The 26,341-nt window shown below is 61.0% G+C and carries 17 protein-coding genes and 1 pseudogene; 8 read left to right on the forward strand and 10 right to left on the reverse strand.

The window, feature by feature from the left end; genetic code table 11:
• Nucleotides 1-11 precede the first annotated feature (11 nt).
• The 6 genes from AC0IYN_RS27045 to AC0IYN_RS27070 all read right to left on the reverse strand — a co-directional run bounded on the left by AC0IYN_RS27045 (nt 12) and on the right by AC0IYN_RS27070 (nt 7,925).
• Complete coding sequence (locus AC0IYN_RS27045) at nt 12-1,229, reverse strand: mandelate racemase/muconate lactonizing enzyme family protein (protein WP_471844159.1); 1,218 nt, start codon at nt 1,227-1,229, stop codon at nt 12-14.
• A gap of 1 nt (nt 1,230) precedes the next feature.
• Complete coding sequence (locus AC0IYN_RS27050; RefSeq protein ID WP_406599204.1) at nt 1,231-2,541, reverse strand: MFS transporter; 1,311 nt, start codon at nt 2,539-2,541, stop codon at nt 1,231-1,233.
• 76 nt (nt 2,542-2,617) lie between these two features.
• Nucleotides 2,618-4,042, reverse strand: a complete 1,425-nt coding sequence (gene aldA, locus AC0IYN_RS27055) for an aldehyde dehydrogenase (protein ID WP_457240179.1) — start codon at nt 4,040-4,042, stop codon at nt 2,618-2,620.
• A gap of 122 nt (nt 4,043-4,164) precedes the next feature.
• A complete protein-coding gene (locus tag AC0IYN_RS27060) occupies nt 4,165-5,610 on the reverse strand; it encodes a mechanosensitive ion channel domain-containing protein (RefSeq protein WP_406599202.1) in 1,446 nt (481 codons plus the stop codon).
• Nucleotides 5,611-5,776: 166 nt separating this feature from the next.
• Nucleotides 5,777-6,643, reverse strand: coding sequence for a pirin family protein (locus AC0IYN_RS27065; protein ID WP_471844162.1), 867 nt, complete (start codon nt 6,641-6,643; stop codon nt 5,777-5,779).
• Between the two features lie 76 nt (nt 6,644-6,719).
• Nucleotides 6,720-7,925, reverse strand: a complete 1,206-nt coding sequence (locus tag AC0IYN_RS27070; protein ID WP_406599200.1) for a multidrug effflux MFS transporter — start codon at nt 7,923-7,925, stop codon at nt 6,720-6,722.
• A 102-nt stretch (nt 7,926-8,027) separates the two neighbouring features.
• Between AC0IYN_RS27070 and AC0IYN_RS27075 the strand changes: the two genes are divergently transcribed.
• From AC0IYN_RS27075 to AC0IYN_RS27095, 5 genes are all read left to right on the forward strand, one after another.
• Entirely contained in the window at nt 8,028-9,134 is a 1,107-nt protein-coding gene (locus tag AC0IYN_RS27075) for an efflux RND transporter periplasmic adaptor subunit (RefSeq protein WP_457249058.1), read from the forward strand.
• Nucleotides 9,135-9,136: 2 nt separating this feature from the next.
• Nucleotides 9,137-12,220: an efflux RND transporter permease subunit gene (locus AC0IYN_RS27080; RefSeq protein ID WP_471844165.1), complete on the forward strand. Its 3,084-nt coding sequence runs from the start codon at nt 9,137-9,139 to the stop codon at nt 12,218-12,220.
• Between the two features lie 131 nt (nt 12,221-12,351).
• Nucleotides 12,352-16,995, forward strand: coding sequence for an RHS repeat-associated core domain-containing protein (locus AC0IYN_RS27085; protein WP_471844836.1), 4,644 nt, complete (start codon nt 12,352-12,354; stop codon nt 16,993-16,995).
• Nucleotides 16,992-17,312, forward strand: coding sequence for a contact-dependent growth inhibition system immunity protein (locus tag AC0IYN_RS27090; protein ID WP_471844167.1), 321 nt, complete (start codon nt 16,992-16,994; stop codon nt 17,310-17,312). The genes AC0IYN_RS27085 and AC0IYN_RS27090 overlap by 4 nt, the downstream gene beginning before the upstream one ends.
• 309 nt (nt 17,313-17,621) lie before the next feature.
• A complete protein-coding gene (locus tag AC0IYN_RS27095; protein WP_471844169.1) occupies nt 17,622-17,906 on the forward strand; it encodes a hypothetical protein in 285 nt (94 codons plus the stop codon).
• Nucleotides 17,907-18,547: 641 nt separating this feature from the next.
• Here the strand turns inward: AC0IYN_RS27095 and AC0IYN_RS27100 are convergent.
• The 3 genes from AC0IYN_RS27100 to AC0IYN_RS27110 all read right to left on the reverse strand — a co-directional run bounded on the left by AC0IYN_RS27100 (nt 18,548) and on the right by AC0IYN_RS27110 (nt 21,598).
• On the reverse strand, nt 18,548-19,777 hold the full coding sequence (locus tag AC0IYN_RS27100) for a M20/M25/M40 family metallo-hydrolase (RefSeq protein WP_471844171.1): 1,230 nt from the start codon (nt 19,775-19,777) through the stop codon (nt 18,548-18,550).
• Between the two features lie 47 nt (nt 19,778-19,824).
• Nucleotides 19,825-20,883 (reverse strand): diguanylate cyclase, encoded by a 1,059-nt coding sequence (locus AC0IYN_RS27105; protein WP_457240285.1) that lies wholly within the window; start codon nt 20,881-20,883, stop codon nt 19,825-19,827.
• Between the two features lie 82 nt (nt 20,884-20,965).
• Nucleotides 20,966-21,598 (reverse strand): LysE family translocator, encoded by a 633-nt coding sequence (locus AC0IYN_RS27110; RefSeq protein WP_471844173.1) that lies wholly within the window; start codon nt 21,596-21,598, stop codon nt 20,966-20,968.
• Nucleotides 21,599-21,721: 123 nt separating this feature from the next.
• On the opposite strand from AC0IYN_RS27110, the gene AC0IYN_RS27115 reads away from it, so the two are divergent.
• On the forward strand, nt 21,722-23,134 hold the full coding sequence (locus AC0IYN_RS27115; protein ID WP_471844175.1) for an aminotransferase-like domain-containing protein: 1,413 nt from the start codon (nt 21,722-21,724) through the stop codon (nt 23,132-23,134).
• A 58-nt stretch (nt 23,135-23,192) separates the two neighbouring features.
• Here the strand turns inward: AC0IYN_RS27115 and AC0IYN_RS27120 are convergent.
• A pseudogene (locus AC0IYN_RS27120) lies at nt 23,193-23,717 on the reverse strand (sigma-54 factor interaction domain-containing protein); the annotation flags it as partial.
• A gap of 255 nt (nt 23,718-23,972) precedes the next feature.
• Here AC0IYN_RS27120 and AC0IYN_RS27125 point away from each other — a divergent pair.
• Nucleotides 23,973-24,713, forward strand: a complete 741-nt coding sequence (locus AC0IYN_RS27125; protein ID WP_028616631.1) for a response regulator — start codon at nt 23,973-23,975, stop codon at nt 24,711-24,713.
• Complete coding sequence (locus tag AC0IYN_RS27130; protein WP_471844177.1) at nt 24,710-26,014, forward strand: ATP-binding protein; 1,305 nt, start codon at nt 24,710-24,712, stop codon at nt 26,012-26,014. The genes AC0IYN_RS27125 and AC0IYN_RS27130 overlap by 4 nt, the downstream gene beginning before the upstream one ends.
• The last annotated feature ends 327 nt before the right edge of the window (nt 26,015-26,341 follow it).

Here is a 26,341-nt window from a genome sequence, read left to right on the forward strand (position 1 = left end):
AGTCGTTTTTTTTAGCCCTTGGCGGGCGAAGTGTCTTTCACGTCAGCCGGGGTCGGCGCCATTTGCAGGTGCAGGCGCTCACCGATGTACGGCGTGTGCTTGCGCACCACGTCCATGTTCAGTTCCACGCCCAGGCCTGGCTCGGTGGACGGGATGATGTAGCCGTCCTCCCAGTGCAGCGGCTTGGTCAGGACTTCGGCATGGAAACCGCCCCAGGTCATGATGCTTTCCTGGATCAGGAAGTTCGGCGTGCAGGTGGCCAGCTGGAAACTCGCCGCCGCGCCAATCGGCCCGTTGTACAAGTGCGGCGCGATTTGCGCGTAGTAGGCCTCGGCCATGCTCGCGATCTTCTTGGCCTCCAGCAGCCCGCCACAGCGCGCCACGTTCATCTGCAGGATCGACGCCCCGCCCGCCTGCAGCAGCTTGAAGAATTCATACTTGGTGGTCAGGCGTTCGCCGGTGGCAATCGGGATGCTGGTCTTGGCCGCGACCTGGGCCATGGCGTCTTCCTGGCCAGGCGGCACGGGCTCTTCGAACCACAGCGGGTCGTATTTCTCCAGGCGCTTGGCCAGGCGGATCGCCGACGAAGGCACCATCTGCCCATGGGTGCCGAACAGCAGGTCGCACTTGTCGCCCACCGCTTCGCGGATCTTGCGGCAGAACGTCTCGCAGCGCTCCAGCACTTCCAGCGAGATCTGGTGGCCGGAATACGCGGTGTACGGGCCTGCCGGGTCGAACTTCACGGCGGTGAAGCCTTTGTTCATGTTCTCGATGGCGCACTCGGCGGCCAGGTCCGGGTCGTCGTAGTCGTACTCGCCCTTGCTGTTGACCGGGTACAGGTAGGTGTAGGAACGCAGGCGCTCGTTGACCTTGCCGCCGAGCAGCTCGTAGACGGGCTTGTTGGCGGCCTTGCCGATAATGTCCCAGCAGGCCATTTCCAGGCCGCTGACCACGCCCATCATGGTCAGGTCCGGGCGTTGGGTGAAGCCGCTGGAATACGCCTGGCGAAAGAAACGCTCGATATGGTGCGGGTCGTGGTTGAGCAGGTAACGCTCGAACACGTCCTCGACGATTGGCAGCATGGCCTTGGGGCCGAAGGTGGCAGCGTAGATCTCGCCGACGCCTTCGATGCCGCAGTCGGTCTTGAGTTTGACGAACAGCCAGTACATGCCACCGATGTGGGGTGGCGGAACAGCGACGATATGGGTTTCAAGGGCGACGATTTTCATCTCAGGCACCTGTCTGGTTGAATTTTTTACGATTGATTCGGGCGCGCAGGGTCAAGGCCGCAAGGGTGCCGAGCACGCCGATAAAGGCGATGTAGCCGAAATACAGGTTGTAGCCGGCCTTGCCTGGGTAGGTGTCGGTCAGGTAGCCGTTGATCAGCGGGATAAAGGTGTCGGGCAGGTAACCCACCACCGAGACAATGCCGATGGCCAGGCCGGTGATACGCAGCGGGATGTCGCAGCTGTCGAGGATCGCCCAGTACAGGCCACGGATCGCGTAGGTCATCAGGCCGATGAAGATCACCGTGCCGATCAGCAGGCCCAGGCTGTTGAGTGCCGGGAACACGATCAGCCCGACCATGGCCAGGGTCACCAGCACCAGTGCGACGATCAACACCGAGATGTTCGAGAACTTATCCCCCAACCAGCCGCCGCCGATGCCGCCGATGGGGCGCATCCACAGCTTGATGGTGGTGATGGTGCCGGCCATCACGGCGGTCATGCCGCTGCCCTGCAGGTAATCGGAGAAGCTGTAGGTGGCCCAGAACATGTGGTAACCGCAGAACACGATGGCGGTCACCAGCCACAGCTCGGGGATTTTCACCAGGGTGGTCAGGTCAGCGACCAGGTTGAACTTGCCCTTCTCCACCGCCGCCGTCTCGGCCATGGACTTGGGGTCCTTGAGCAGCACCAGCACGCAGCCGATGGCGATGCACACAATGGAGTACAGGTAGACCACGTGCTTGAAGCCTTCGGCAGCCGTCTGGCTGCGGGTTTCGGTGGCGTAGGCGAACAGGCCCAGGGCCACGGTGGCCAACAGCGCCTCGACCAGCCCGCGACCGCCATCGAGGATGCCAAAGAAACGGCCTTGCTCGCTGTGGTGGGCGATCATCTTCACGCGCTTGAGCACCGAGGCCCAGAACGTCAGGCCGGTGGTCAGGCCCCAGCAGCCGAAGATAATCATCAGGCCGGTCATCGACGGCACGGTGGAATACCACAGGCCCAAGGCGCCGGTGGCAACCAGCGAGAAGAAGATCAGAAAGCGCGGCGGCAAGCGGTCCGCCAGCCAACCGCTGGGCAGGTAACTGAGCAGGAAGATCGTGCCGAGCATGGAGTACAGGTATCCCAGCTCGCTGTGGTTGATGTGGAACACGTCGAGCATGGTGGTCTGGTAGACCTGGCGCAGGTAGAGGATCGGGTAGATCGCCCCGGCGGCCAGCACCAGCAACATCAATTGGAAATAGCGACTGGCTGTGTCGCTGTTTGCCGCAGGCACGGCAGCGGGAACCTGGGCAACGGGTGCAGGCTTGGACATCATTCGGACCTCAGGCACCCGATGCACGGGTGCCCCGATAATTGTTTTTATTAAGGGTGTTGCGGGTATTCGTGGATCAGTACTTCATGACCACCAGGCGGGTCTGGGTGAACTCAAGCATCCCGTGCTTACCGTCATCGCCGCCCAGCCCTGAGCGTTTCCAGCCGGCATGGAAGCCCTGGTAAGGGTCCGCCGGGGTGCGGTTGACGTACAACTCGCCAGCTTCGATGGCATTCGCCACTTTCATCGCCGTGCGGTAGTTCTCGGTGTAGAGCACCGACGACAGGCCGAACTGGTGGTCGTTGGCCATGGCCAGTGCTTCGTCGATGTCGCGGTACTGGAGCACCGGCAGCACCGGGCCGAAGATTTCTTCCTGGATGATTTCCATGTCCTGGCGGCAACCGCTCAACAGGGTCGGCGGGTAGAAATGGCCCGGGCCTTCGGGCAGCACGCCACCTGTTTCCAGTACAGCACCGGCGGCCACGGCGCGCTCGACCATGGCATGGATATGCTGTTGCGCGCTGGCATTGACCAGGGGGCCCATCAGGTTTTCGTCGCTGGCGCGATCGCCGAACTTCACCGCGCTGATCTTGCTTTTCAGCAGCGCCAGGAACGGCGCGTAGACGCTTTCATGCACATACACCCGCTCCACCGCCGTGCACAGTTGGCCGCAGTGGGTGGTCTTGGAAGCGACGATGGCGCTGGCGGCCTGTTCCAGGTTGGCATCCGCCTCGATGATCGCCGGGGTCTTGCCGCCTAATTCAAGCGACGGTTTGGCGATATTGGCCTTGCAGTAGTCCAGCACAATGCGCCCGGCATTCACGCTACCGGTGAGGGTAATCAGGCCGACGGCCTTGTGGGTGCAGACGCTGGCGGCGGTGGCGTGGTCCATGGTCAGGATGTTGATCACGCCGGCTGGCACCCCGGCCTGGACCACGGCCTTGGCGATTTCAAACGCCGACAGTGGCGTGTTGTTGCTCGGCCGCACCACCACGGTGTTACCTGCGATCAGCGCCGGGGCGATCTTGCGCAGCAGGGTGTAGACCGGGTAGTTGAACGGGATCAGGCAAGCCACGACGCCAATCGGCTCGCGTTGCAAGAACAGGTTTTCGTCCGGGGTATCGCTGGGGATGATCTCGCCTTCGATCCGGCGCGCCCATTCGGCGTGGTAGCGGGTGATCTGTGCGGCGTAGCGCGCCTCGTTGCTGGCATCGCTGACACTCTTGCCGGATTCGCTGGCCAACGCGGTGCCAATGGCTTCGGCGCAGGCATCCAGCGCATCGGCGAATGCACGCAGGTGCTCGGCGCGTTCGATACTGGTGAGTTTGCCCCAGGTTTTCTGGGCAATGGCGGCGGCGTCGACGGCGGCAATCGCTTCATCCGGCGTGGCGGCGCTGACGTGGCCCACCAGGGCTTCCGTGGCGGGGTTGTAGACCGCGATCAGTGCATCGCTGGCAGGTTCGACAAATTGACCGTTGAAAAAATTGCGCTCGAGTTGCATGTGGTTTGCCCAACGTTGTTGTTATCCGAGTGACATGCAGTTTTGTCATCGGCCAGCCGTTGGACAAACGATTTATTGCGTGGGGTAACGTGCGAAAAACGCAGGTTACTCGGCTTCAGCCCTCAAAGACCGCGCTGGCGCAGCCACTGCAGGAAGCCTTTCTTAACCGGCACCACCGGTGCCTCCTGGGTCAGCGCCTGCGCGGCGTGCAGGCGGAAATCCAGCAAAGTCTTCATGGCTTCGCTGATGTCGTGCCGCGCATCCAGGCACGGCTTCAAGTATTCCTTCTCGATGCGGTACAGGGTACAGAACGTCTTCGCGGTGAAATCCGCCAGCGCCGCCTGGTCGGAGAGAATGCCCGCCTCGCCGATCACCTCTCCCGGCCCCATGCGCCCGGCCTCGAACTTGTGCCCGCCCTTGGTCAGCATCACCGAGACCACACCGGACTCAACAATGAACAAGTGATCGCTGACCTCCCCCGCCGGCAGGATCATCTCGCCCGCGCGGTAGGTGTGCAGGGTCATGTTCTGGCTGAAGGTGTCTTTTTCTTCCTGGCGCAGGGTGGAGAAAATCGACGACCGCTCCAGCAACGCGCGCGCGGCAGACATGCTCGGTGGCGCACTGCTTTCAGTCGCTGACAGCAAGCCGACCCCCGCCGCTTGCAGGTGACGGAAGGCCAGGTCGTACAGTTGGTTGCGCACCTCGCGCTTGAGGGTCATGGCCGGCACGAACCCGCTGATTTCATACTCGACGCCGCCACTGGCCGAGGTCTTGAACGCCACGCTGGGTGCCGGCTTGGCCAGCAGCGGCCGACACCCTTGCATCGCCCGTTCCAAGGCCTCGATGACTGTCTGTGGCCGCGCGTGGGGGCTGACCTGCAGGCTGACCGCCAGGCCGAACATATCTGCCGGGCGCGAGAAGTTGATGATCTTGGCCTTGGCCGCCAGGGAGTTGGGGATCACTGCCATGCTGCCTTGGGAAGTTTGCAGGCGCGTGGCGCGCCAGTCGATGTCCGTCACCCGACCTTCGGTGCCGTCGATGGAGATCCAGTCATCGAGCTGATAGGGCTTGGTGGTATTGAGCACGATCCCGGAAAACACGTCGCTCAGGGTGCTTTGCAGCGCCAGGCCGACGATGATCGCCACCGCGCCGGAGGTGGCGAGCACGCCTTTGACCGGCAAGTCGAGCACATAGGCCATGGCGGCAATGATCGCGATCAGGAAGATCACCGCCCCCATCAGGTCCTGCAATAACCGCCCGGTGTGCCCGACCCGCTGCATCATCACCGCACCCAGCAATACCGTCAGCGTTCGCGCCGCGAACAGCCACCAGCCGATCTGCAACGCCGTCGCCGCCAGGTGCAAGGCCGTGTTGTCCGCATAGGGCGCGAGTTGCATGGGGTTCATGCCGTCGTTGAACAGCACGGCACTGAACACGGCAAAAATCACCAACCGCGCGGCCAGCTTCCAGTTGGCGAGGTTGACGGAGATAAGGCGCCACACGGCGATGTCGATAAATATCAGCGCCAGGGCGCACAACATCGGGTGATCAGCGATAAGTGAAGGCATCCAGGCGACTCCAGGGGCAATGACGGGAAGATCGCATGAAATGAGAACGCTGGAAACAAAATGTGGGAGCTGGCTTGCCTGCGATGCAGGCGCCTCGGTGTATGCGTTACACCGCGCTGATGCTATCGCCGGCAAGCCAGCTCCCACAGGGTTTTGCAGCGGGTCGTCAGGCGTGCATCTGCCCGAACTTGCCCGAGTGGAAATCGGCAAACGCCTGATGAATCTCCCGCTCGGTATTCATCACGAACGGGCCATGCCCGACGATAGGCTCATCGATGGGTTCGCCACTGAGCAGCAACACCTTGGCGTCGTCGCTGGCCTCCAGCGTCAGTTGACTACCATCACGCTCGAACAGCGCCAATTGCCCTTGGCGCGCGACTTCCCCGCCATTGACCATGACCGTACCGCGCAGGATCACCAGGGCGGTGTTGCGCCCCTCGTGCAGGTCCAGGGTGACGGGCTTGCCGGCGTTGAGGCGCAGGTCCCACAGGTCGATGGGCGTAAACGTTCGGGCAGGGCCCCGGGTACCGGCGAACTCGCCGGCAATCAGGCGCAGTTGACCGGCGTTGTTGGCCAACGGCAGTGCCGGAATGTCGCCATCGACAATCGTCTGGTAACCGGCGTCGGCCATTTTGTCCTTGCCCGGCAGGTTGACCCACAGTTGCACCATCTCCAACGCACCGCCACTACGGGCGAAGGCTTCGGAGTGGAACTCTTCGTGGAGAATGCCTTTGGCGGCAGTCATCCATTGCACGTCGCCGGGGCCGATGGTGCCACCGGCGCCGGTGGAGTCGCGGTGTTCGACTTCGCCATCGTAGACGATGGTCACGGTCTCAAAGCCGCGATGAGGGTGTTGACCGACGCCGCGACGTTGTTCGGTCGGGGTGAAATCTGCCGGACCGGCGTGGTCCAGCAGCAGGAATGGGCTGATGTGCTTGCCCATGGTGTCGTAGGAAAACAGCGTGCGCACCGGGAAACCGTCGCCGACCCAATGGCCGCGAGGGCTGGTGTAGATGCCGATAAGCTTTTTCATGGTGTACCTCCAAAGTGCATACACCATAAGGCCGCTGGCCGTTGGGCACTAGCCGGCAAAAGCGGCCTGGATCGTCCTACGTATAGGACAATCCATCGACCTGGCGCTGACGCAACAGGTGAAACGCCACAAACGCCGTCAGCGCAAAACAGGCCTGGATGATGATCATCGGCGCGGCACTGCCATCGCGCAGTTGGCTCAGCAAGACACCGCTGCAGGTGGCGCCAAACATCTGCGCAAACCCCATCAAGCCTGCAGCCAGACCAGCGCGGTGTGCGTTGGGCATGACGCCACCCGTCACCGACCCCGGCAGCACCAGGCCGCCGCCCAGGGTGACCAGCGCGATCGGAATATCCAGGCCGAGTACCGACAGGCCAAACAGCGCATAAATGACCAGTGCTGACACGCCGCCGATGGCCACCATCGTCACGCCCATCGCCACAATCCTCTGGGGCCCCAGGCGCAGAATATTGCGTCGGGTGTAGGTGGAACCGACGATGAGCATCGACACGATCAGGCCGAAATTGATCCCGTACTCAAGCGTGCTGAAGCCCAGCAGGTTGATGAACACCGCCGACGAACCGGCGATCACTGCAAACATGGCGCCATAGGTGCACGCCAGGGCCACGGCGAACGCGCGGTATTGGCGGCCCTTGAGCAGGTCCAGGTATTGGCCGCCAAGAGTGCGCCAGTGGCCGGCCTTGGGATCGAGGTAATGGTTGCTCTCGCGAAAGAACAGCAACGCCAGCAGCAACACCACGCTGCCAATCACCAGCGCCAGGACGATCGGCGCGTGCCAGCCGAAGAGTTTTATCAACAAGCCGCCGACCATCGGTGCCACCACGATGGCGTAGAGCATGCCGATCATGGTCAGCGCCAGCGCCGGCCCCGCTTCGGCCTTCCACACGTCCCGTACCACCGTGCGCGCCAATACCAGCGCGGCGCAGGCGCCCAGGCCTTGCAACACGCGCGCTGCAATGAACTGGTGGATGTCCTGCACCAGCAGCATCGACAACGTCGCCAGCACATACAGCGCGAGGCCGCCGATGAGCACCGGGCGTCGGCCAATGCGATCCGACAGCGGGCCGAACAGCAACTGCCCGAGGCCGAACGCTGCCACAAACGCCGACAGCGCCATCAAGGCCGATCCCGCCGGCGCAGCCAGCGCCTGCTCGATGGCGCCAAGGCCGGGGATGATCAATTGGGTCGAGACCTCACCCAGTGCCGTCAGGGCCACCAGTAAAAACAACAGGCTTCGCGATGGGACCGGGGCGTTTGTCATGGGGAGCATCCGGGGGCTGGATTAATTTATATTTCGACCATAATATGCGTAAAAAATTATGTCCATAATTTTTTGCCCAATGGTTATCCCTCGGAGCCCGCCATGTACCCTCTCCCCTTGCGTCTTCTCACGCCCCTGGCTTTGTTGATTATCCTCAATGGTTGCAACAGCAAGGCCGACACCGCCGCCGATGTGCCCCTGCCGCGCCCGGTCCTTGCCGCCAAAGTCGAAGCCGCCGGCACCCAGCAAAGTGCCTATACCGGCGTGGTCGCTGCGCGTACCGAAAGCGACCTGGGCTTTCGGGTCAGCGGCAAGGTCATCGAACGTAAAGTCGACCCCGGCCAGCACGTGTCCCGTGGCGACACCTTGCTGGTGCTCGACATCGGCGACTTCGAACTGGCACTGCGCTCAGCCAAGAACCGCGTCAATGCCGCCCAGGCGCAACTGCGCCAGCGCCGTGACGACGAAAATCGCTACCAGCGCCTGGCCAACACCGGCGCCGTGTCGCGGCAGATCTTCGACCAGTCGGCCACCAACCTGCGCGTCGCCGAAGCCGAACTGGCCTCGGCGCAATCCGACGCCAGCCAGATCGAAAACCGCCGCACCTATTCGATCCTCAAGGCCGATGGCGACGGCATCATCACTGACGTACGCGCAGACCGTGGCCAGGTTGTAGCCGAAGGGCAGATCGTCGCGCGCCTGGCCCATGACGGTGCCCGCGAAGCCATCGTCAACCTGCCGGAAAACCAACGCGACCTGGCGTCGCAAAAAGCCCTGGCCTTCCCCTTCGGCGCCCCGGACCAGGCGGTGACCGCCACCCTGCGCGAACTGTCCGCCAGCGCCGACCCGACCACCCGCACCTACCGCGCCCGCTACGTGTTGCATGGCGCGGTCGACCGTTTCGCCCTCGGCTCGACCATCACCGTGCGCCTGCAAGGCAACGGCCAGGCGCAGCAGACCCGAGTGCCCATCGGCGCCTTGCAGGATGCGGGACAAGGTACCGGCGTCTGGCTGATCGGCGCGGACGACAAGGTCAGTTTCGCCCCGGTGAAAGTCGCCAGCCTCGGCCAGGAAGACGCCTTGCTCGACAGCGGCGTAGCCCCTGGCCAGGTGATCGTGGCCCTCGGCGCACACCTGTTGCACAGCGGTGATGCGGTGCGCCTGCTGCCCGCGCAAGCGCTGGCCCTCAACCGCAAACAGGACAATTGAGCATGCGCGGTATCAACCTCTCTGAACTGGCGGTCAAGCATCGCGCGGTCACGTTGTTCCTGATCATTGCGATCCTTGCCGCCGGGATCTTCTCGTTCGGCAAACTCGGGCGCGCCGAAGACCCGTCCTTTACCGTCAAGGTGATGACCATCACCGCCGCCTGGCCCGGCGCCACTGCCCAGGAAATGCAGGAACAGGTGGCCGACCGCCTGGAAAAACGCCTGCAGGAACTGGACTACTACGACCGCGTCGAAACCATCGCCCAGCCGGGCTTCGTGTCGATGCGCATGACCTACAAGGAGTCCACGCGCCCCAGCGAAATCCAGGACCTGTTCTACCAGACCCGCAAAAAGCTCAGCGACGAAGCCGCCAAACTGCCCAAGGGGGTGATCGGGCCGTTCTTCAACGATGAATATTCCGATGTGTATTTCGCCCTGTACGCCCTGGAGGCCGAACACTTGCCGCATCGGCAACAAGTGCAGATGGCCGAAGCGCTGCGCCAGGACTTCCTCAACCTGCCGGGGGTGAAGAAGGTCAATATCCTTGGCGAGCAGGCCCAGCGCGTGTTTGTCGAGTTTTCCTATGAGCGCCTGGCGACCCTGGGCATCAAGCCGGACCAGATCTTTGCCGCCCTCGCCGCACAGAATGCCGTGGCGCCGTCGGGCTTTGTCGAGACCGCCGGAGCTCGCGCCTACATCCGTATCGACGGCGCGTTCGACAGCCTGTCGCTGATTGAGAACGTGCCGCTGGAAGTCAATGGCCGCGTGTTGCGCATCGCCGATGTGGCCACCGTCAGCCGGGGTTATGAAGACCCGCCCAGCTACCGCATCCGTCACCAGGGCGACCCGGCGTTGATGCTCGGCGTGATCATGGAGAAACACTGGAACGGCCTCGACCTGGACAAGAGCCTCAAGGCCCAGGAAGCCAGGATCCAGGCGGACCTGCCGCTGGGCGTGAACTTCGCCAAGGTCTCCGACCAGGCGAAAAACATCAGCCTGGCAGTCAACGAGTTCATGTTGAAGTTCTTCGTCGCCCTGGCGGTGGTGATGGTGATCAGCCTGTTGGCCCTGGGTTTTCGCGTCGGGCTGGTGGTGGCCGCTGCAGTGCCGCTGACCTTGTCGGTGGTGTTTGTGATCATGCTGCTCACCGGGCGTGAATTCGACCGCATTACCTTGGGCGCGCTGATCATATCCCTGGGCTTATTGGTGGACGACGCGATCATCGCCATCGAGATGATGGTGGTGAAGCTGGAGGAAGGCTTCGACCGCATCCACGCGGCCACCTTCGCCTGGAGCTCCACGGCGGCGCCGATGCTCACCGGCACGCTGGTCACCATCATCGGCTTTCTGCCGGTGGGTTTTGCGCGGTCCGGAGCGGGTGAATACGCCGGCAATATCTTCTGGATCGTCGGTTTTGCGCTGATTTCATCGTGGCTGGTGGCCGTGGTCTTCACGCCGTACCTGGGTGTGAAACTGCTGCCACAGATCAAGCCGGTCCCCGGCGGCCATGATGCGATCTACGCCGGGCGCTACTACCAGAAACTGCGCACGCTGGTCGAAGCTTGCGTGCGCAAGCGTTGGCTGGTGACCGGGCTGGTGGTGGCCGCGTTTGTACTGTGTGGGTTGGGCATGGGCGTGGTGAAAAAGCAGTTCTTCCCCAATTCCGACCGTTCCGAGCTGATTCTTGAGGTGTACATGCCGCCCGGCAGCGCCTTCAAAAGCACTGAGGCGGTGGCCGCACAACTGGAAAAAGCGCTGCTGCAGGAACCGCAAACCACCCTGGTCGACACCTATGTGGGCGGCGGTGCGCCGCGCTTTTTCCTGTCGCTGAACCCCGAACTGCCGGACCCGGCGTTCGCCAAACTGATCGTGCAAACCCCGGACTCCCACGCCCGCGACGCGTTGAAACTGCGCATGCGTGAACGCATCGCCGCCGGTGAGTTTCCTTCGGCGCGGGTGCGCGTGACGCAACTGCTGTTCGGGCCGCCCGTGCCATTCCCGGTGGTGTTCCGCGTTTCTGGCCCGAATGTGGATGTGCTGCGGAGCGTGTCCGAAGACGTGCGCAAAGTCGTCGCCGCCAACACGCTGACCAAGGATGCCTTCCTCGATTGGGGCGAGCGCACCAGCGCTTATCGCCTGGTGCTGGATCAAGATCGCCTGCGGTTGCTGGGCTTCACCCCCAACGAGGTGAAGTCGCAGCTAAATGCCCTGCTCAGCGGCAACCCGATCACCGAAGTGCGCGAGGGCAACCGTACCGTCTCTGTGGTCGCCCGTGCCCAGGGTCGCCAGCGCGAAGACCTCGGCAACCTCAACAACATGACCCTCACCAACAGTGCCGGCACCTCCGTGCCGCTGGCACAGGTCGGGCATTTCCAGGCGGTGATGGAAGAACCGATCCTCAAGCGCCGCAATCGTGCGACCACCGTGGAAGTGCGCGCCGACATCATCGACGGCGTGCAACCGCCCGACGTGGAGATGGCCGTGTTCAAGGACCTGCAACCGCTGATCGCCAAGCTGCCCGCCGGGTACCAGATCGACATCAGCGGCCCGGTGGAAGAAAGCGCCAAGGCCAACGTCGCCCTGGCGGCACTGTTCCCGATCATGATCCTGCTGACCCTTACGGTGATCATGTTCCAGGTGCGCTCGTTCGGCGTGATGCTCATGGTCTTTGCCACTGCGCCGCTGGGGTTGATCGGTGCGGTGCCGACCTTGTTGCTGTTCAACCAGCCATTTGGGTTCAACGCGATCCTGGGCTTGATCGGCATTGGTGGAATACTGATGCGCAACACGCTGATCTTTACCGACCAGATCCGACAGAACCAGGACCACGGCATGGCGATTCGCGAGGCGATCATTGAAGCCACGGTGCGGCGTGCGCGGCCGGTGATCCTGACCGCGTTGGCGGCGGCACTGGCGTTCATTCCGTTGACGCTGTCGGTGTTCTGGTCGTCCCTGGCCTATGTGCTGATTGGCGGCGTGCTGGTGGGCACGGTGTTGACGCTGTTGTTCTTGCCCGCGCTGTGCAGCCTGGTGCTGGGGCGGGAGAAGACAAAAGTTGTCGAAACTTCCCACGTAACGGCCGGATAAGCTCTACTCCCCTCCCCTGAAAAGGTCCGCAAAGTCCCTCGCCTGACTACACAGCGCGAGGGATTGCAGATGGATTTTCTGATTGGAGCGGGTTCTTGAACCCGGCCATTGGCAGGCTGGCCCTGACCCCAATGGATGTGAAGACGGTCGATGTAGAGGGCGTCTTTCGCGATTTCCGGGAATGCCTGAACACCTTTGATGACTGGGCGGAAAGCTTCTGGAGCTTTTCCGCGCTGGATATCGAACAGGTCTTCAAGGTGGGGGATGAGGTGGCGCTGGTAGCGCCGATCAAGCGCTCCCTGTTCGCGAGCAGCACCGTCGCGAGCTGCCAGGCTAACGGCAAGCTGACCCTGGTGCACATGTTCCAAAGCACCGCATTTGTACCCATCGGCAACACGCCGGTGGTGTTGCAGCGCGTCGCCCCCAACGGCGGCCCACTGGGCGAGCCGATCCACAAGACCATCGGCCCGAGCGGCATTCTCGACATCGACGAGTGTGAGCGCGACCAGCGCTACCGGGTCAACTTCTACCCCAATGTTTCCAAGGACCACTTCAAGGCGCTGTATGCCTCTTATCAATCGGTGATTGATGCATTGGAAGTGCGCCTGCGCGAAGAGTGGGAGAGCACCTTCAAGGCGCAGTGGAAGGACTACACAGACGCCAACCCGCTTGATCAGCGCAGGATGCTGGAGAAGGCGTTTCTTTACGGAATGGGTAAGGCGCTTTACAGCGTTTGGGACAATTTCACGCAATTGTACGACCTGGTGGCGGATATCCAGACCCACAGTGAGACGTTGCTGCGGTACATCTCCCAGACCGAATTGGATGAACTGCTGAAACTCAGCAAAGACTCGATTGCCCGCGGCCTGCTGGTACTCAGCGATGAGCCGCTGATGTTTATTTATGTGTCGGCGATATCCAGCTGGATACGGATGTTGCCACCGCAAGAAATGAACGAGGTGATGGGGGAAATCACCGGCGAGGTGTTGATCAGCCTGTTGCTGATAAGGGCCATGGGGGCAATGGGTGTGACGGTGCGCCTGGGTGCCCTGGTGATAAGTCATATCAAGTCTGGCCGGGCACGCCAGTGGCTGGAGAGGCTGGCCGATCAACTGGTCGGACCTCGGTTGGAAGCGCATGTCGAAGCGGCCAAACCGTTGTTACTGGGGAGCGCGGGGACACCGATCAAGGTGATTCCGGATGCGCCGTTGAAGGCTGGGGATCAGTTGGTTTCCAACCCGGTGCCGATGGTTCGGGACAAGGCCACGCAACGGACGGTGTTGGTGCGGCAAGAGCCCGTGGATGACGTGCCGGCTGTTGCTAAGAACCCGGCTGGGGATGCGGCCGCCTCTTCTGACAAGACAGCCACCAACGGCTGCCCGGTGTCGATGGTCACGGGCGAAGAACTGCTGACCCTCACCGATGGGGCGTTGGACGGCATTTTGCCGTTTGAGTGGACCCGGTTGTACCGCACCAGTGCGGTGGAAATGGACTGCGGGTTGGGGTTTGGCTGGAGTCACTCGCTGGCCCATCGGCTGAGTGTTTCCGGTGATTCGGTGGTGTGGACCGATCATGAAAATCGCTCGACCACCCTGCCCTTGCCCACGGTTTCCCGCCCCGCAATCACCAATAGCCTGGCTGAAGCGGCGATCTATCTCGGGTCGTTGCCCGATGAACTGGTGCTGGCTCAGGCGTCACGTTTCTACCACTTCCGCGACGGTGTGCTGACAGCGATCAGCGACGCGTATGACAACCGACTGCGTGTTGCCCGGGATTTTCTGGGGCGCATTGAGCGGCTCGATAACGGCGTGGGGCGCTCGCTGTTGTTGCGCTACGCGTCGGGCCGCATTGAGGCGGTGGACTACCAAGTTCAACGCATCGTGGATGAGGGTCCGTATGTTTGGGTGACGGAACAAACGGTTGTTTCCTACGCCTATGACGACCTTGGGCGACTCGTTTCAGCGACCAATGCAGTCGGTGAAAGCGAGGTTTATCGGTACGACGATCAGCACGTCATTCTTGAACGCGGCTTGGCCGGTGGGGCGAGTTTCTACTGGGAGTGGGAACGAGCTGGCAAGGCGGCGCGGTGTGTCCGGCATTGGGCGAGCTTTTCGCAGATGGACACGCGCTATGCCTGGGACGACAACGGGCAGGTCACGGTGTTTAACGCCGATGGTAGCCAGGAAGTCTACGTGCATGACCAGCGCGCACGGCTGGTGCAACGGGTGGATCCGGACGGGGCCGAGCACTTCAAGTCCTACGATGACAACGGGCGGCTGACGGTTGAGCAGGATCCGCTGGGCGCGATCACGGCGTATCAGTACGACGAAGCTGGGCGCTTGGTGGCGTTGTTTCCGGGGGATGATGAGCCAACGACCTACGAGCATGACAATGGATTCGTACGGGTTGTAAGGCGGGATAAGGCGGTTTGGAAATATGAGCGTAATGACCAGGGCGACGTTACGCGTAGGACCGATCCTGACGGCCATTCGACTGAGTACAGCTACAACAAACGCGGGCAACTGACGCAGGTTTGGTATCCCGATCACAGCTGTCATCGGCTGGTTTGGAATGAGCGTGGTCAGTTGCTTGAGGAGCAGTTGCCGAATGGCGGCGTTAAGCGCTATCGCTATGACGGCCTTGGACGGCGGGCTGCGCGCGAGGATGAACATGGCGCGCTGACCCAGTATCAATGGGACGCCGCAGGCCGCTTGCTTAAACTGACTCAGCCCGGCGGTGCCACACGGGAATACAGCTACAACGCGTACGGAAAAATCACCTCCGAACGGGATGAACTCGGCCACGTCACCCGCTACGAATACGCCAACGGCCTGCACCTGATCAGCCGGCGCATCAACGCTGATGGAAGCCAGGTCAAATACCGTTACAACAACGCGCGTTTGTTGCTGACCGAGATCGAAAACGAGGTTGGCGAAACCTACCGACTCCAGTATCACGCCAATGGCCTTATCCAACAGGAAACTGGGTTTGACGGTCAGCGCACGGCTTACGTCTACGACCTCAATGGCAACCTGCAGGAAAAGACCGAACACGGTGATGACGGTAGTCAGCTGGTTACCCGCTACGAACGCGATTATGCCGGTCGGCTTGTACGAAAAACCCTGCCCGACGGCAACAAGGTTGATTACGCCTACGACCGCCAGGGCAACCTCCTAAGCGTCGAGGACGGCCACTGGGCGTTGGCCTACGAGTACGACAGCCAAAACCGCCTCACCGCCGAGCACCAAGGCTGGGGCACCCTACGCTACGGCTACAACGCCTGCGGCCACCTGCAAAACCTACGCCTGCCTGACAATAACCGCCTCACGTTCAACCACACCAAAGGTGGCCATCTCGCCACCGTCGAACTGAACGGTGAAGTCCTTACTTCTCATCTATTCAAAGCCGGCCAGGAACACCAACGCCAACAAGGCCAACTGATCAGCCATTACCAACACGACCACCAGGGACGCCTGCTCAACCAGAGCATCAACGACGCCGAAGGCCCGCTATACCGCCGCCACTACGACTACGACAAATCCGGCAACCTCACCCGCCTGCTCGACACCCGCAAGGGCGACCACCGCTACCACTACGACCCCCTAAGCCGCCTCACCCGCGCCGACCACACCCAAGACGAGCAAGAGCGCTTCGGCCACGACCCCGCCGGCAACCTGCTCATGCAAAACCGCCCCGGCCCCGACATCGTCGCCGGCAACCGCCTGATGATCCAGGGCGACCACCACTACGACTACGACGCCTTCGGCAACCTCATCCGCGAACGACGCGGCAAAAACCATCAACTCGTCACCGAATACCGTTTCGACTGCCAGCATCGGCTGATCGGCGTTAAGACGCCCAACGGCCAAACCGCGAGCTATCGCTACGACGCGTTTGGGCGGCGTATCAGCAAGACCGTCGACGGCATCACGACTGAGTTCTTCTGGCAAGGCGACAAACTCATCGCCGAACACCACGCGAACCGCCACCGCAGCTACCTCTACGAACCCGACAGCTTCCGCCCGCTGGTCTTGTTGGAAGGCTTCGGCCCAAAGGAAACCAAGCCCTACCACTACCAACTCGACCACCTCGGCACCCCACAGGAACTCACCGCCCCGAATGGCGAAATCGTCTGGTCAGCGCATTACCGCGCGTATGGCGAAATCAGCCGTCTCGACATAGGAAAAGTCGACAATCCGCTGCGCTTCCAGGGACAGTATTTCGATCAAGAAAGCGCACTGCATTACAACCGTCATCGCTACTACAATCCAGATGTTGGTCGTTACCTCACGCCAGACCCGGTGAAGCTGGCGGGTGGGATCAACGGATATCAGTACGTACCCAACCCTACTGGATGGATAGACCCCCTAGGACTGAGCTGTAAGGTTGGAAATTGCCCTGGCGGCATACTAGATGCACATGAAAATGCAGGCGGGCACTTGATTCGAAAGCATGTTGCGCAGACGGAAGCACAACTGATTGCAAGGCTTAATCTGGAACCGCATATTCCCGCGGCATCAACCTTCAAAAATCTAGAAGAAGCAGAATCCATTGTGTCTGGGAGCTTGAACAATCACCGGAACGAAATCATAGAGTTTTTAGAAGGGAATATGGAAAAACATATAATCAACGACAGCTCTAGACAGCCTGTTGGCGTGAGTATTATTAGAGGCACTGAAACGCCCGAGCTTGTTTACAATTTCATTCTAGTTCTGAAGAGAAGGCCCAGCATGCCAGATGGCTATCTATTACTGACGGGATACCCGGAAAAATGAAAATTCCATTAACAGAACTGCAGCAATTTTTCGGCGCTTACTTTCATCAGGATTGGACCATAGAACATTCGACAGCTGACGAAGTGATAGACGCCTTCCTGTTTGATTCTTCAAGAGACACAATAACAATTGTAAAAAAAGGAATACTAGAATTGATAAATGACTATATAGACGAGCCTACCCTTCAAAAGATTTTACTGCACAAGCAGCATTGTTATTACTACTACCCCAGCCAATGGGCTTCAGGATTATCCTGGCTGAATCACATTATCGTGAAATTCGATAATTACTTAGTTAAACAAGAAAACCCTGTCTGAAACGCGCCCCTGTGTCGAGCGAACTTGCTCGCGCTGGGCCACGCAACGCCCACACTCCAGGCAGTAGGAATATTTTAGGCAAATCGGCATCGCCTCTTCGGAGGCTCGACAGATGAAAAGAAAACCAAGCCTCTCGGTTTTGAATCAGTGTTCCATCTTCTCGACACGCATTTTGAAGACGAGATCGCCGAAAAACGGCGCTTCATGAAAGTGCTGCTAAAACGCCATAAAAAATATCATAAAGAAGCAACCTTAAAAAAACCGACATCTGATTGACATACAAGCAAACACACTGAAGGACTATAAATAATGCAATTGAGCACCCAGTTCAAAAGTCATAAAATGCAATTCGCTGCTTTAAATGAAGCTTCCACACGCACAGTTCGAAAACTCGACCCGTTTACCGGAGAGGACTATTACGGAAATCCCATCGTCCGGATAGAAATGCAAGGTTGTGGAAGAGGATACATACCGAACCCCACAGATTTAAACAAACCGATACTTGATGAAAACATGAATACGGCCATTGCTAAATTTGATCGCGAGACAAAGAAACTTTACACCGTATTTCCGGTGAGCGACTATCAATGTTAAAACACCCTTTTCTGAATATCCCGTACCAGCCAAAGCTTCGATACTTCCTCGGACCTTTCGACATCTACGACCGCGAAGAGACGTTAGGTAAAGAGTTCGAAACTTATGACATAAACAATGATGCCGACAGGGAGCGACTAATTAAAAAACACATAATAGACAAAAGCACAGATTTAAATTATCGACATCGAAAAGTCTTAGTTGACAAATTGAGCGTTGCGCTAAATGACGAAGCATATGACTTTTCGCACGTCCTACGCCAGGCTCCTGGGTTCTACTGTTCCCTGCCCTGGGGATGGAGCGACATGGTAAGGCCTCGAGGCTTTTTCGAGGATATACATCGGCTAGCGAATGAATGGTGGAAAGACGATCTTCAAAAAGCCAGCCTCGAGGACCAATCAACTTGGTAATACAACTCTCCAAGGCAACACAGCCACCTCGTGGCGAGCTGGCTTGCTCGCGTTGGGCCGCTCAGCGGCCCCACTCCAGGTAATGGGGTTTTCAGGTGGATCGGCATCACCTGTTCTGGGGCTGCTGCGCAGCCCAACGCGAACAAGCCTGCTCACCACAAAAGCTCCACAGGATATGCTCAGTGAGATAAATGGGGGCTCACCCAAAAAAAATGAATACCCCCACCCCTATCACCGCTTCGAAAGCTCCATAATCATCCGACTCAGCAAATAAACCCGCGGCACCACACTCTCCACCTCCGCATACTCCTCCGGTGTGTGAATATTCCCGCCAACAATCCCAAACCCATCCAACGTCGGCGTCCCTACCCCGGCTGACAAACTCGCATCCGCCGCGCCACCACTGCCTTCAATCGTCAACGTCTTACCCAATTCACCATAAATGCCCTGGGCAATCGCGACCAATTTGTCCGACTCCGGCGTCTGCGGCATCGGTGGCAGCCCACGCTGCAAGCTGGTCTTCACTTCGGTCTCGGGGATCAGTTTGTTGGCCGATACGCGGGCCAGGTCTTTCTCGATGCGGTCAAATTCTTCTGGCAAGGCCGCGCGTACGTCGGCCTTGGCGGTGGCTTGGTCGGGGATGACGTTGGTGCGGTCGCCGGCTTTGATTACGGTGAAGTTGATGGTGGTTTTCTTCTCTTCGTCGCCCAGTTTGCCCAGTTGCAGGATCTGGTGCGCCGCTTCCATGGCGGCGTTGCGGCCGAGTTCCGGGGCGACGCCGGCGTGGGCGGCTTTGCCTTTGACCTCGACCACGGCGGTGGCGCTGCCTTTGCGCCATACCACCAGGCCATCGGCTGGACGGCCAGGTTCAAGGTTAAGGGTGACGTCGTGGGCCTTGGCGGTTTTGCGGATCAGCTCGGAGGCGGCATCGGAGCCGGTTTCTTCGCTGGCGTCGAGCAGGAAGGTGATCTGCGCGTAGTCCTTGAAGCCCTGGTCCTTGAGGACTTTGAGCGCGTAGATGCCGGCGACGATGCCGCCCTTGTCATCCATCACGCCCGGGCCATAGGCGCGACCGTCCTTGATATGGAACGGGCGCTCGGCGGCCGAGCCTTCCTTGAACACCGTGTCCATGTGCGCCATCAGCAGGATCCTGGCCTTGCCGGTGCCTTTGAGGGTGGCCACCACGTGACTGTTGTTGGCCGCTTTGTCCGGCACCAGCTCGATGGAGAAGCCCAGCTGTTTCAGCTCATCCACGGCAATGTCGCGCACTTGCGTCAGGCCCGGCTCATAGCCAGAACCCGAGTCGATATTCACCAGGCGCTCCAGCAGTTTCAGGGCGTCGGCCTTGTACTGTTCGGATTGTGCCTGGATCTGTTTATGGGGTTCGGCGCTGTAGGCCGGCACGGCGAAGGACACGGCCAGGGTGGCGGCCAGGAGGGTGCGGGAGAAGGTGAAGAGCATGAACCGATCCTTGATTGTTGTTGGAGGGGCTGCCACACCCTACCCCACTAGACCGATCGCAACCAACTCCCCTGCACGGAACTCACACGGTTTCGCCCGCTGCTCTTGGCCTCGTACAAGGCCTGGTCGGCATCGTTCAACCAGCTTGTCGAATCTGCATGGTTCGGTTGATACGGCGCCAGGCCGATACTCAGGCTGACGCGTAAGGTCGGATCCTGGGCATAGGCCAGGGCGTTGAAGCGGTCGCGCAACGCGTCCATCACTTCGGTGGCCCGGTTAAGGGCCATGTCCGGCAGGATCACGCAGAACTCGTCGCCACCGTAACGCCCGGCCAGGTCGGTGGCGCGCAGGTTCTGGCGCAGCACTTTGCTCAGTTGGCGCAGGACAATATCACCGGTGACATGGCCGTAAGTGTCGTTGATGACCTTGAAGTGGTCGATGTCGATCAACGCGATGGCGGCGCCGGCAGAGCCACGGCGGCAGCGCTGGAACTCGATTTCCAGATGGTCCTTCCAGGCACCGTGATTGAGCAGGCCGGACAGGCTGTCGGTGCGGCTCAGCGCCAACAGCTCACGCTTGTGTCGCGCCAGGGTCACCGCCTGGCGGTAGCAGATCCAGCCCAGGGCCAGCGGATACAGCATCAGGATCGGCAGGCAGGCGTAGAGCTGCGCCTGGGTAGTCACCGCGATGAATGCCGGGGCGAACACCAACAATGCCGCGCCGATGCCCAGCGCCTGCGCCACCCACCCCGCCAGCATGAAGCGCGGGCCGCCGATGGCCACGTTGTTCATGGTCATCATCGACAAGGTGGTCACGCTCGGCAGCGGGTTGAAGTGCATGGCGCCGACCCAGAACCCGCCGCAAAACGAGTCGAACAGCAGATTGCGCCGTTCGCTGCGCAGGGCGTTGGCGCTGCGCAGGGACAGTTGATAAGCCAGGTGCGGCCAGGCAAACGCGTTGATCAGCATCCACGCCCATACCCACCAGGCGGGGTCCAGGGGATACATCCCGAACACCACGCAGACACATCCAAGCGTCAACCCGAGGGTGCGGGATTTGTACAGCCGTGAAGCGAGCGGAAGTCCGTTTCCTTCTGCAGCTGACATGGCGGGGTGAGATCCTGAGTGAATGCCTGGAGTCTATCAGGGCGCCAGTAATTCGCCACTACCGCTCATGCGTTCAAAACGCTCAGTGTGCAAGGCCCCGCGCCAGCATCAACGCCACGCCCAGCAGCATCACGGCGGTGATGCGCTGCAACAGCACACGGCGCTTGGGGTCTTCCAGCACATGCTTGATGCGCTGGCCGAAATAGCAATACAGGCAGCCGCTGGCGAACTGCAGCACCAGGAAGGTCAGGCCGAGGATGGCGACGTCCAGCCTCGAACCGTGCTCACCGGTCCCGGCAAACTGGGGGAATACCGCGCTGAACATGATGAGGGTCTTGGGGTTGGAAAACCCCGTCAGCAAGCCCTTGCCAAACAAGCTACGCGCCGCTTCCACATGGCCGATGCGTTCGATCACTACGCCGCTGCTGGTCCACTGTTTGTAGGCAAGGTGGAGGACGTACGCGACGCCGATCACCTGGATGGCCTGGGTGATACCAGGGTGGCCCTTGATCAACTCGGAAAAGCCCACGGCAAAGATCAGGATCGCAATCAGGTACGACACACTGGCGCCGATCTGCGCGGGAATCGAGCTGCGCAGGCCGTCGCGCAGGCCCAGGCTCAACAGCAACAAGGTCATGGGGCCGGGGCTGAACGTCATGGTGGCGCAGAACAACAGAAAGTAGAGGAACGAAGAGAGGGTTAACGCACTTGTCATGGCCGAGGACCTGGGGAAGAGAGCGGGCAGTCTAGGCACTTGGCATTGCGCGAGGCAGGTAAAGTGAGGCCTAATTCGCCCGAACTTCACCGGTAAAATCGCCATTAAAGATAAGGAAGTCCCATGTTCGTATCGGCCATCGCCTTTGTGGCGGGTACCCCCAAGGTGCAACAGATTGTCGAGGCGTTCAGCCAGGCCATCGAAAACGGCGAATGGGCCGCGGGCAGCAAGTTGCCGTCGGTGCGCGAACTGACCCAGGTGCTGGGCGTAAGCAAGTTCACCCTGAATGAAGCCCTCGACCGCCTGCGCGGGCGCCACCTGCTCACCTCCAGCCAGGGCCGTGGTTACTTCGTGGCTATCGATCGCACCCATACGGCCACCACGAACTGGGTGGATTTACTGCCCCAGGACTTGCTCAGCGTACTGCGGCGCCCGCTCGCGACGATCTCCGGCGACCTGCGCCCCGGCGGCGGCCACTTGCCCGAGGCCTGGCTGGACAGTGACGCCATTCGCCAAGCCATGCGCAGCGTGGTGCGCGCACCGTCATTGCGGATCGCCGGGCTGGGTACGCCGGCCGGGCTGCTGCCGTTGCGCCAAGCCCTGCAACAAAAACTGCACGGCGAAGGCCTGTCGGTGCCGGTGGAGCAGATCATCACCACCCCCAACACCGTGCAAGGCCTGGACATGCTCATGCGCCTGCTGTCACGGCCTGGCGACACGGTGCTGCTGGATGCGCCGTGCTATTTCAACTTCCACGCCAACCTGGCCCTGCACGGGGTCAAGGTGGTGACAATCCAGCGCCGCCCCGACGGGTTTGACTTCACGGCCCTCGAACAGCTATTGGCCGAACACCGGCCCAGCCTGTACCTCACCACCAGCGTCCTGCAGAACCCGACTGGCCATTCCTTCAGCCCGGGCCAGGCGTTTCGCCTGTTGCAACTGACCCAGCGCTACGCGTGCCACATCGTCGAGGACGACCTTTACGGCGACCTGCACCCCAACCCAGCACCACGCCTGGCCGCCCTCGCCGGTCTTGACCAGGTCACCTACCTGTCGGGGTTTTCCAAGATTCTCAGCGCCAACGCGCGCGTCAGCTATGTGGTGGCCGCGCCGCAACTGGCGGCCAACCTCACCAACATGAAGCTGATGAGCGGCGGCTTGACCTCGGAGTTGTTCGAACAGATCGTCTATCGCATGCTCAGCGAAGGCAGCTACGCCAAGCACCGCAAGCGTACGGTGCAACGTTTGATGGAGGCCGGTGGGCGCGTCGAGCAATGGCTCAAGCGGTGCGGCTGCGAACTGCCGCTGGGCTATGAGGGCGGGATGTTCATCTGGGCGCGCTTGCCGCCGGGAGTGAGGGGCGAATTGCTCGCCCAGGCGGCGTTGAAACAGGGCATGGTGCTGGCACCGGGCGTGCTGTTCGGCAACGACCCGGCGCATCGTGATTCGATGCGTTTCAATGTGGCCCACAGCGATGAGCCGCAGGTGCAACAGGTGTTTGAATCACTGCTGCTCAGGGCTTCGCACGCCCCTTGAGCATGCCGTGATTGACCAGTAACGTGCGCATGGCGTTGCGGGTGATTCCCAGCAGATCCGCCGTGCGCAGGTCGATGTTGGTGGCGGTCACCAGGCGGATATTGATCTTGATCGGCTTGCGCGAGCCCACGCGCACCACCTCCTGTTCCTGCAACACTCGCAGCAACTTCACCTGCAGGGGCAATGGCAGGTCGCCGATTTCATCCAGGAACAAGGTGCCGCCATCGGCTTCTTCAAACCAGCCGATACGCCGCCCCGACGCTCCCGAGAACGAGCCGGCCTCATGGCCAAAAAACTCACTTTCGACGAGATTCTCACTGAGCGCGCCACAGTTCACCGGCACAAACGCCCCCGTGCGTCCGCTGGCGCTGTGGATGTAGCGCGCCACCAGTGCCTTGCCGGTGCCGGTCTCGTCATTGATCAATACCGGCGCTTCGCTGGGGCCGACGCGCTTCAGGTATTCGAGCAGCTGCAGCGAGCGCGGGTCGGAAAACACCAGGGCCTTGGCGCGGATCGACAGCGGGTCCTTTTCACCCTGGGGCAAGGTCAGGATCGGCGTGGGCTGCCCGTGGGGACGGTTCATGAACAATTTCCCGGCGGCAAGATAGACAAAGTAGGGGCGACTTTACCCAGCCACATATATAACTAGAAGTATTAAAAATTCACTAGTACATAACCGTTTATCGGCAATGCTGCGGAATAGAGCCTGTCGTGCCGGCAATTTTGCTTCGTCGTGTATCTCCTTATCGCCAGATACACTGCAATACAAAGGGCACAAGGCAAGGCCGTCGCCAGTGGCTAGACTGCGGCCCAATCCGTATTTAACGAGGAAGGCAGCATGGATCATGTCGATCACATCCTGATCGTCGACGACGACCGGGAGATCCGCGAGCTGGTAGGCAACTACCTGAAGAAAAACGGCATGCGCACCACGGTGGTTGCCGACGGCCGCCAGATGCGCAGCTTCCTCGACACCACCCCGGTGGACCTGATCGTGCTGGATATCATGATGCCCGGCGACGACGGTCTGCAGCTGTGCCGCGAGCTGCGGGTGGGCAAGCATAAAGCCACGCCGGTATTGATGCTTACCGCACGCAATGATGAAACCGACCGCATCATCGGCCTGGAAATGGGCGCCGACGATTACCTGGTCAAACCCTTCGCCGCCCGTGAACTGCTGGCGCGCATCAACGCGGTGCTGCGCCGCACGCGGATGCTGCCGCCAAACCTGGTGGTGAGCGAGACCGGCCGGCTGATCCGCTTCGGCCGCTGGCGCCTGGACACCACCGCCCGCCACCTGCTGGATGAAGACGACACCCTGGTGGCCCTGAGCGGCGCCGAATACCGCCTGCTGCGGGTGTTCCTCGACCACCCCCAGCGCGTGCTCAACCGCGACCAATTGCTCAACCTGACCCAGGGCCGCGATGCCGATTTGTTCGACCGCTCCATCGACCTGTTGGTGAGCCGTCTGCGCCAACGCCTGCTGGATGACGCCCGCGAACCCGCGTATATCAAGACCGTGCGCAGCGAGGGTTATGTGTTCTCCCTGCCGGTGGAAATCCTCGGGGCCGAGCAATGAGCTTCAGATTAGGTTGGCCGCGCACCCTGGCATCGCAGTTGACGCTGATCTTCCTGATCAGCCTGGTGTGCGCCCATGGGTTGTCGTTCAGTGCGCAGTTCTACGAGCGCTACATCAGCGCGCGTACCGCCATGCTCGGCAACCTGGAAAACGACGTAGCCACCTCGGTGGCGATCCTCGACCGCCTGCCCGCCAACGAACGCGCCAGTTGGCTGCCGCGTCTCGACCGGCAAAACTACCGCTACCTGCTCAATGCCGGCGAAACCGGCGAGCCGATGCGCAGCGACGACATGCCCATGGCCGCCACCTCGATCGCGGATGCGCTGGGCGAACACTACGCGCTGACTTTCCGCGACATCCCCGGCATGCAGAAGCACTTCCAGGCACACCTGACCCTGGCCGATGGCAGCCCGATCACCCTCGACGTACGCCCCGCCGCCCTGCCCGTCGCGTACTGGCTGCCGGTGGTGCTGGTGCTGCAACTGGCGCTGCTGCTGGGCTGCACCTGGTTCGCCGTGCGCCTGGCCATCCGCCCACTGACCCGCCTGGCGCGCGCCGTGGAAACCCTCGACCCCAACGCCCACCCCACGCCGCTGGACGAAAAAGGCCCCACCGAAGTGGCCCACGCCGCCGTCGCGTTCAACGCCATGCAACAGCGCATCGCCGAATACCTCAAGGAACGCATGCAGATCCTGGCGGCGATTTCCCATGACCTGCAAACCCCGATCACCCGCATGAAACTGCGCGCCGAATTCATGGACGACTGCGCCGAACGCGACAAACTCTGGAGCGACCTGGGCGAGATGGAACACCTGGTGCGCGAAGGCGTGGCCTACGCGCGCAGCGTCCACGGCACCACCGAAGCCAGTCACCGCATCAACCTTGACGCCTTCCTCGACAGCCTGGTGTTCGACTACCAGGACATGCACAAACAGGTCAGCCTCAGCGGCAAAAGCGCCGTGGTACTCGACACCCGCCCCCACGCCCTGCGGCGGGTGCTGGTCAACCTGGTGGACAACGCCCTCAAATTCGCCGGCGCCGCACAATTGGAAGTCGGCTCGACGGCCGAGGGTGAACTCTCAATCAAAGTCCTGGACAACGGCCCCGGCATTGCCGAGGACGAACTGGTGCAGGTCATGCAACCGTTCTACCGCGTGGAAAGCTCACGTAACCGCGGCACCGGCGGCACCGGCCTGGGCCTGGCGATTGCGCAACAACTGGCCGTGGCCATCGGAGGCTCCCTGACCTTGAGCAACCGCGCAGAAGGCGGATTGTGCGCACAGATCAAAATCAAGTTGTGACGTGGCACCGGTTAAAACTCCGCATGTAGGAGCCGGCTTGCCGGCGATACAGACACCGTTGCAATCAGCCAGACCGAATCGATGCCATCGCCGGCAAGCCGGCTCCTACAGGACCGCGTATCTACGATGCGAAGCGAGCCGCTCTTGATCTTGATCTGGCTTTTGATCTTAGGCGCCCCGTCAAACACGCTGGCCGGAATTCGACAGGGATTTGGGGGGTAAACCGGCAGGGATGCCGGTTTAGCCGCCCCGCGCCATGGATGGCGCGTGGCGGCGGCCCCCCAAATCACTGTCGGATTACGGGCACACCGAGCCTAGGCGAGGTGC

This window comes from Pseudomonas sp. AC112, assembly GCF_979253545.1.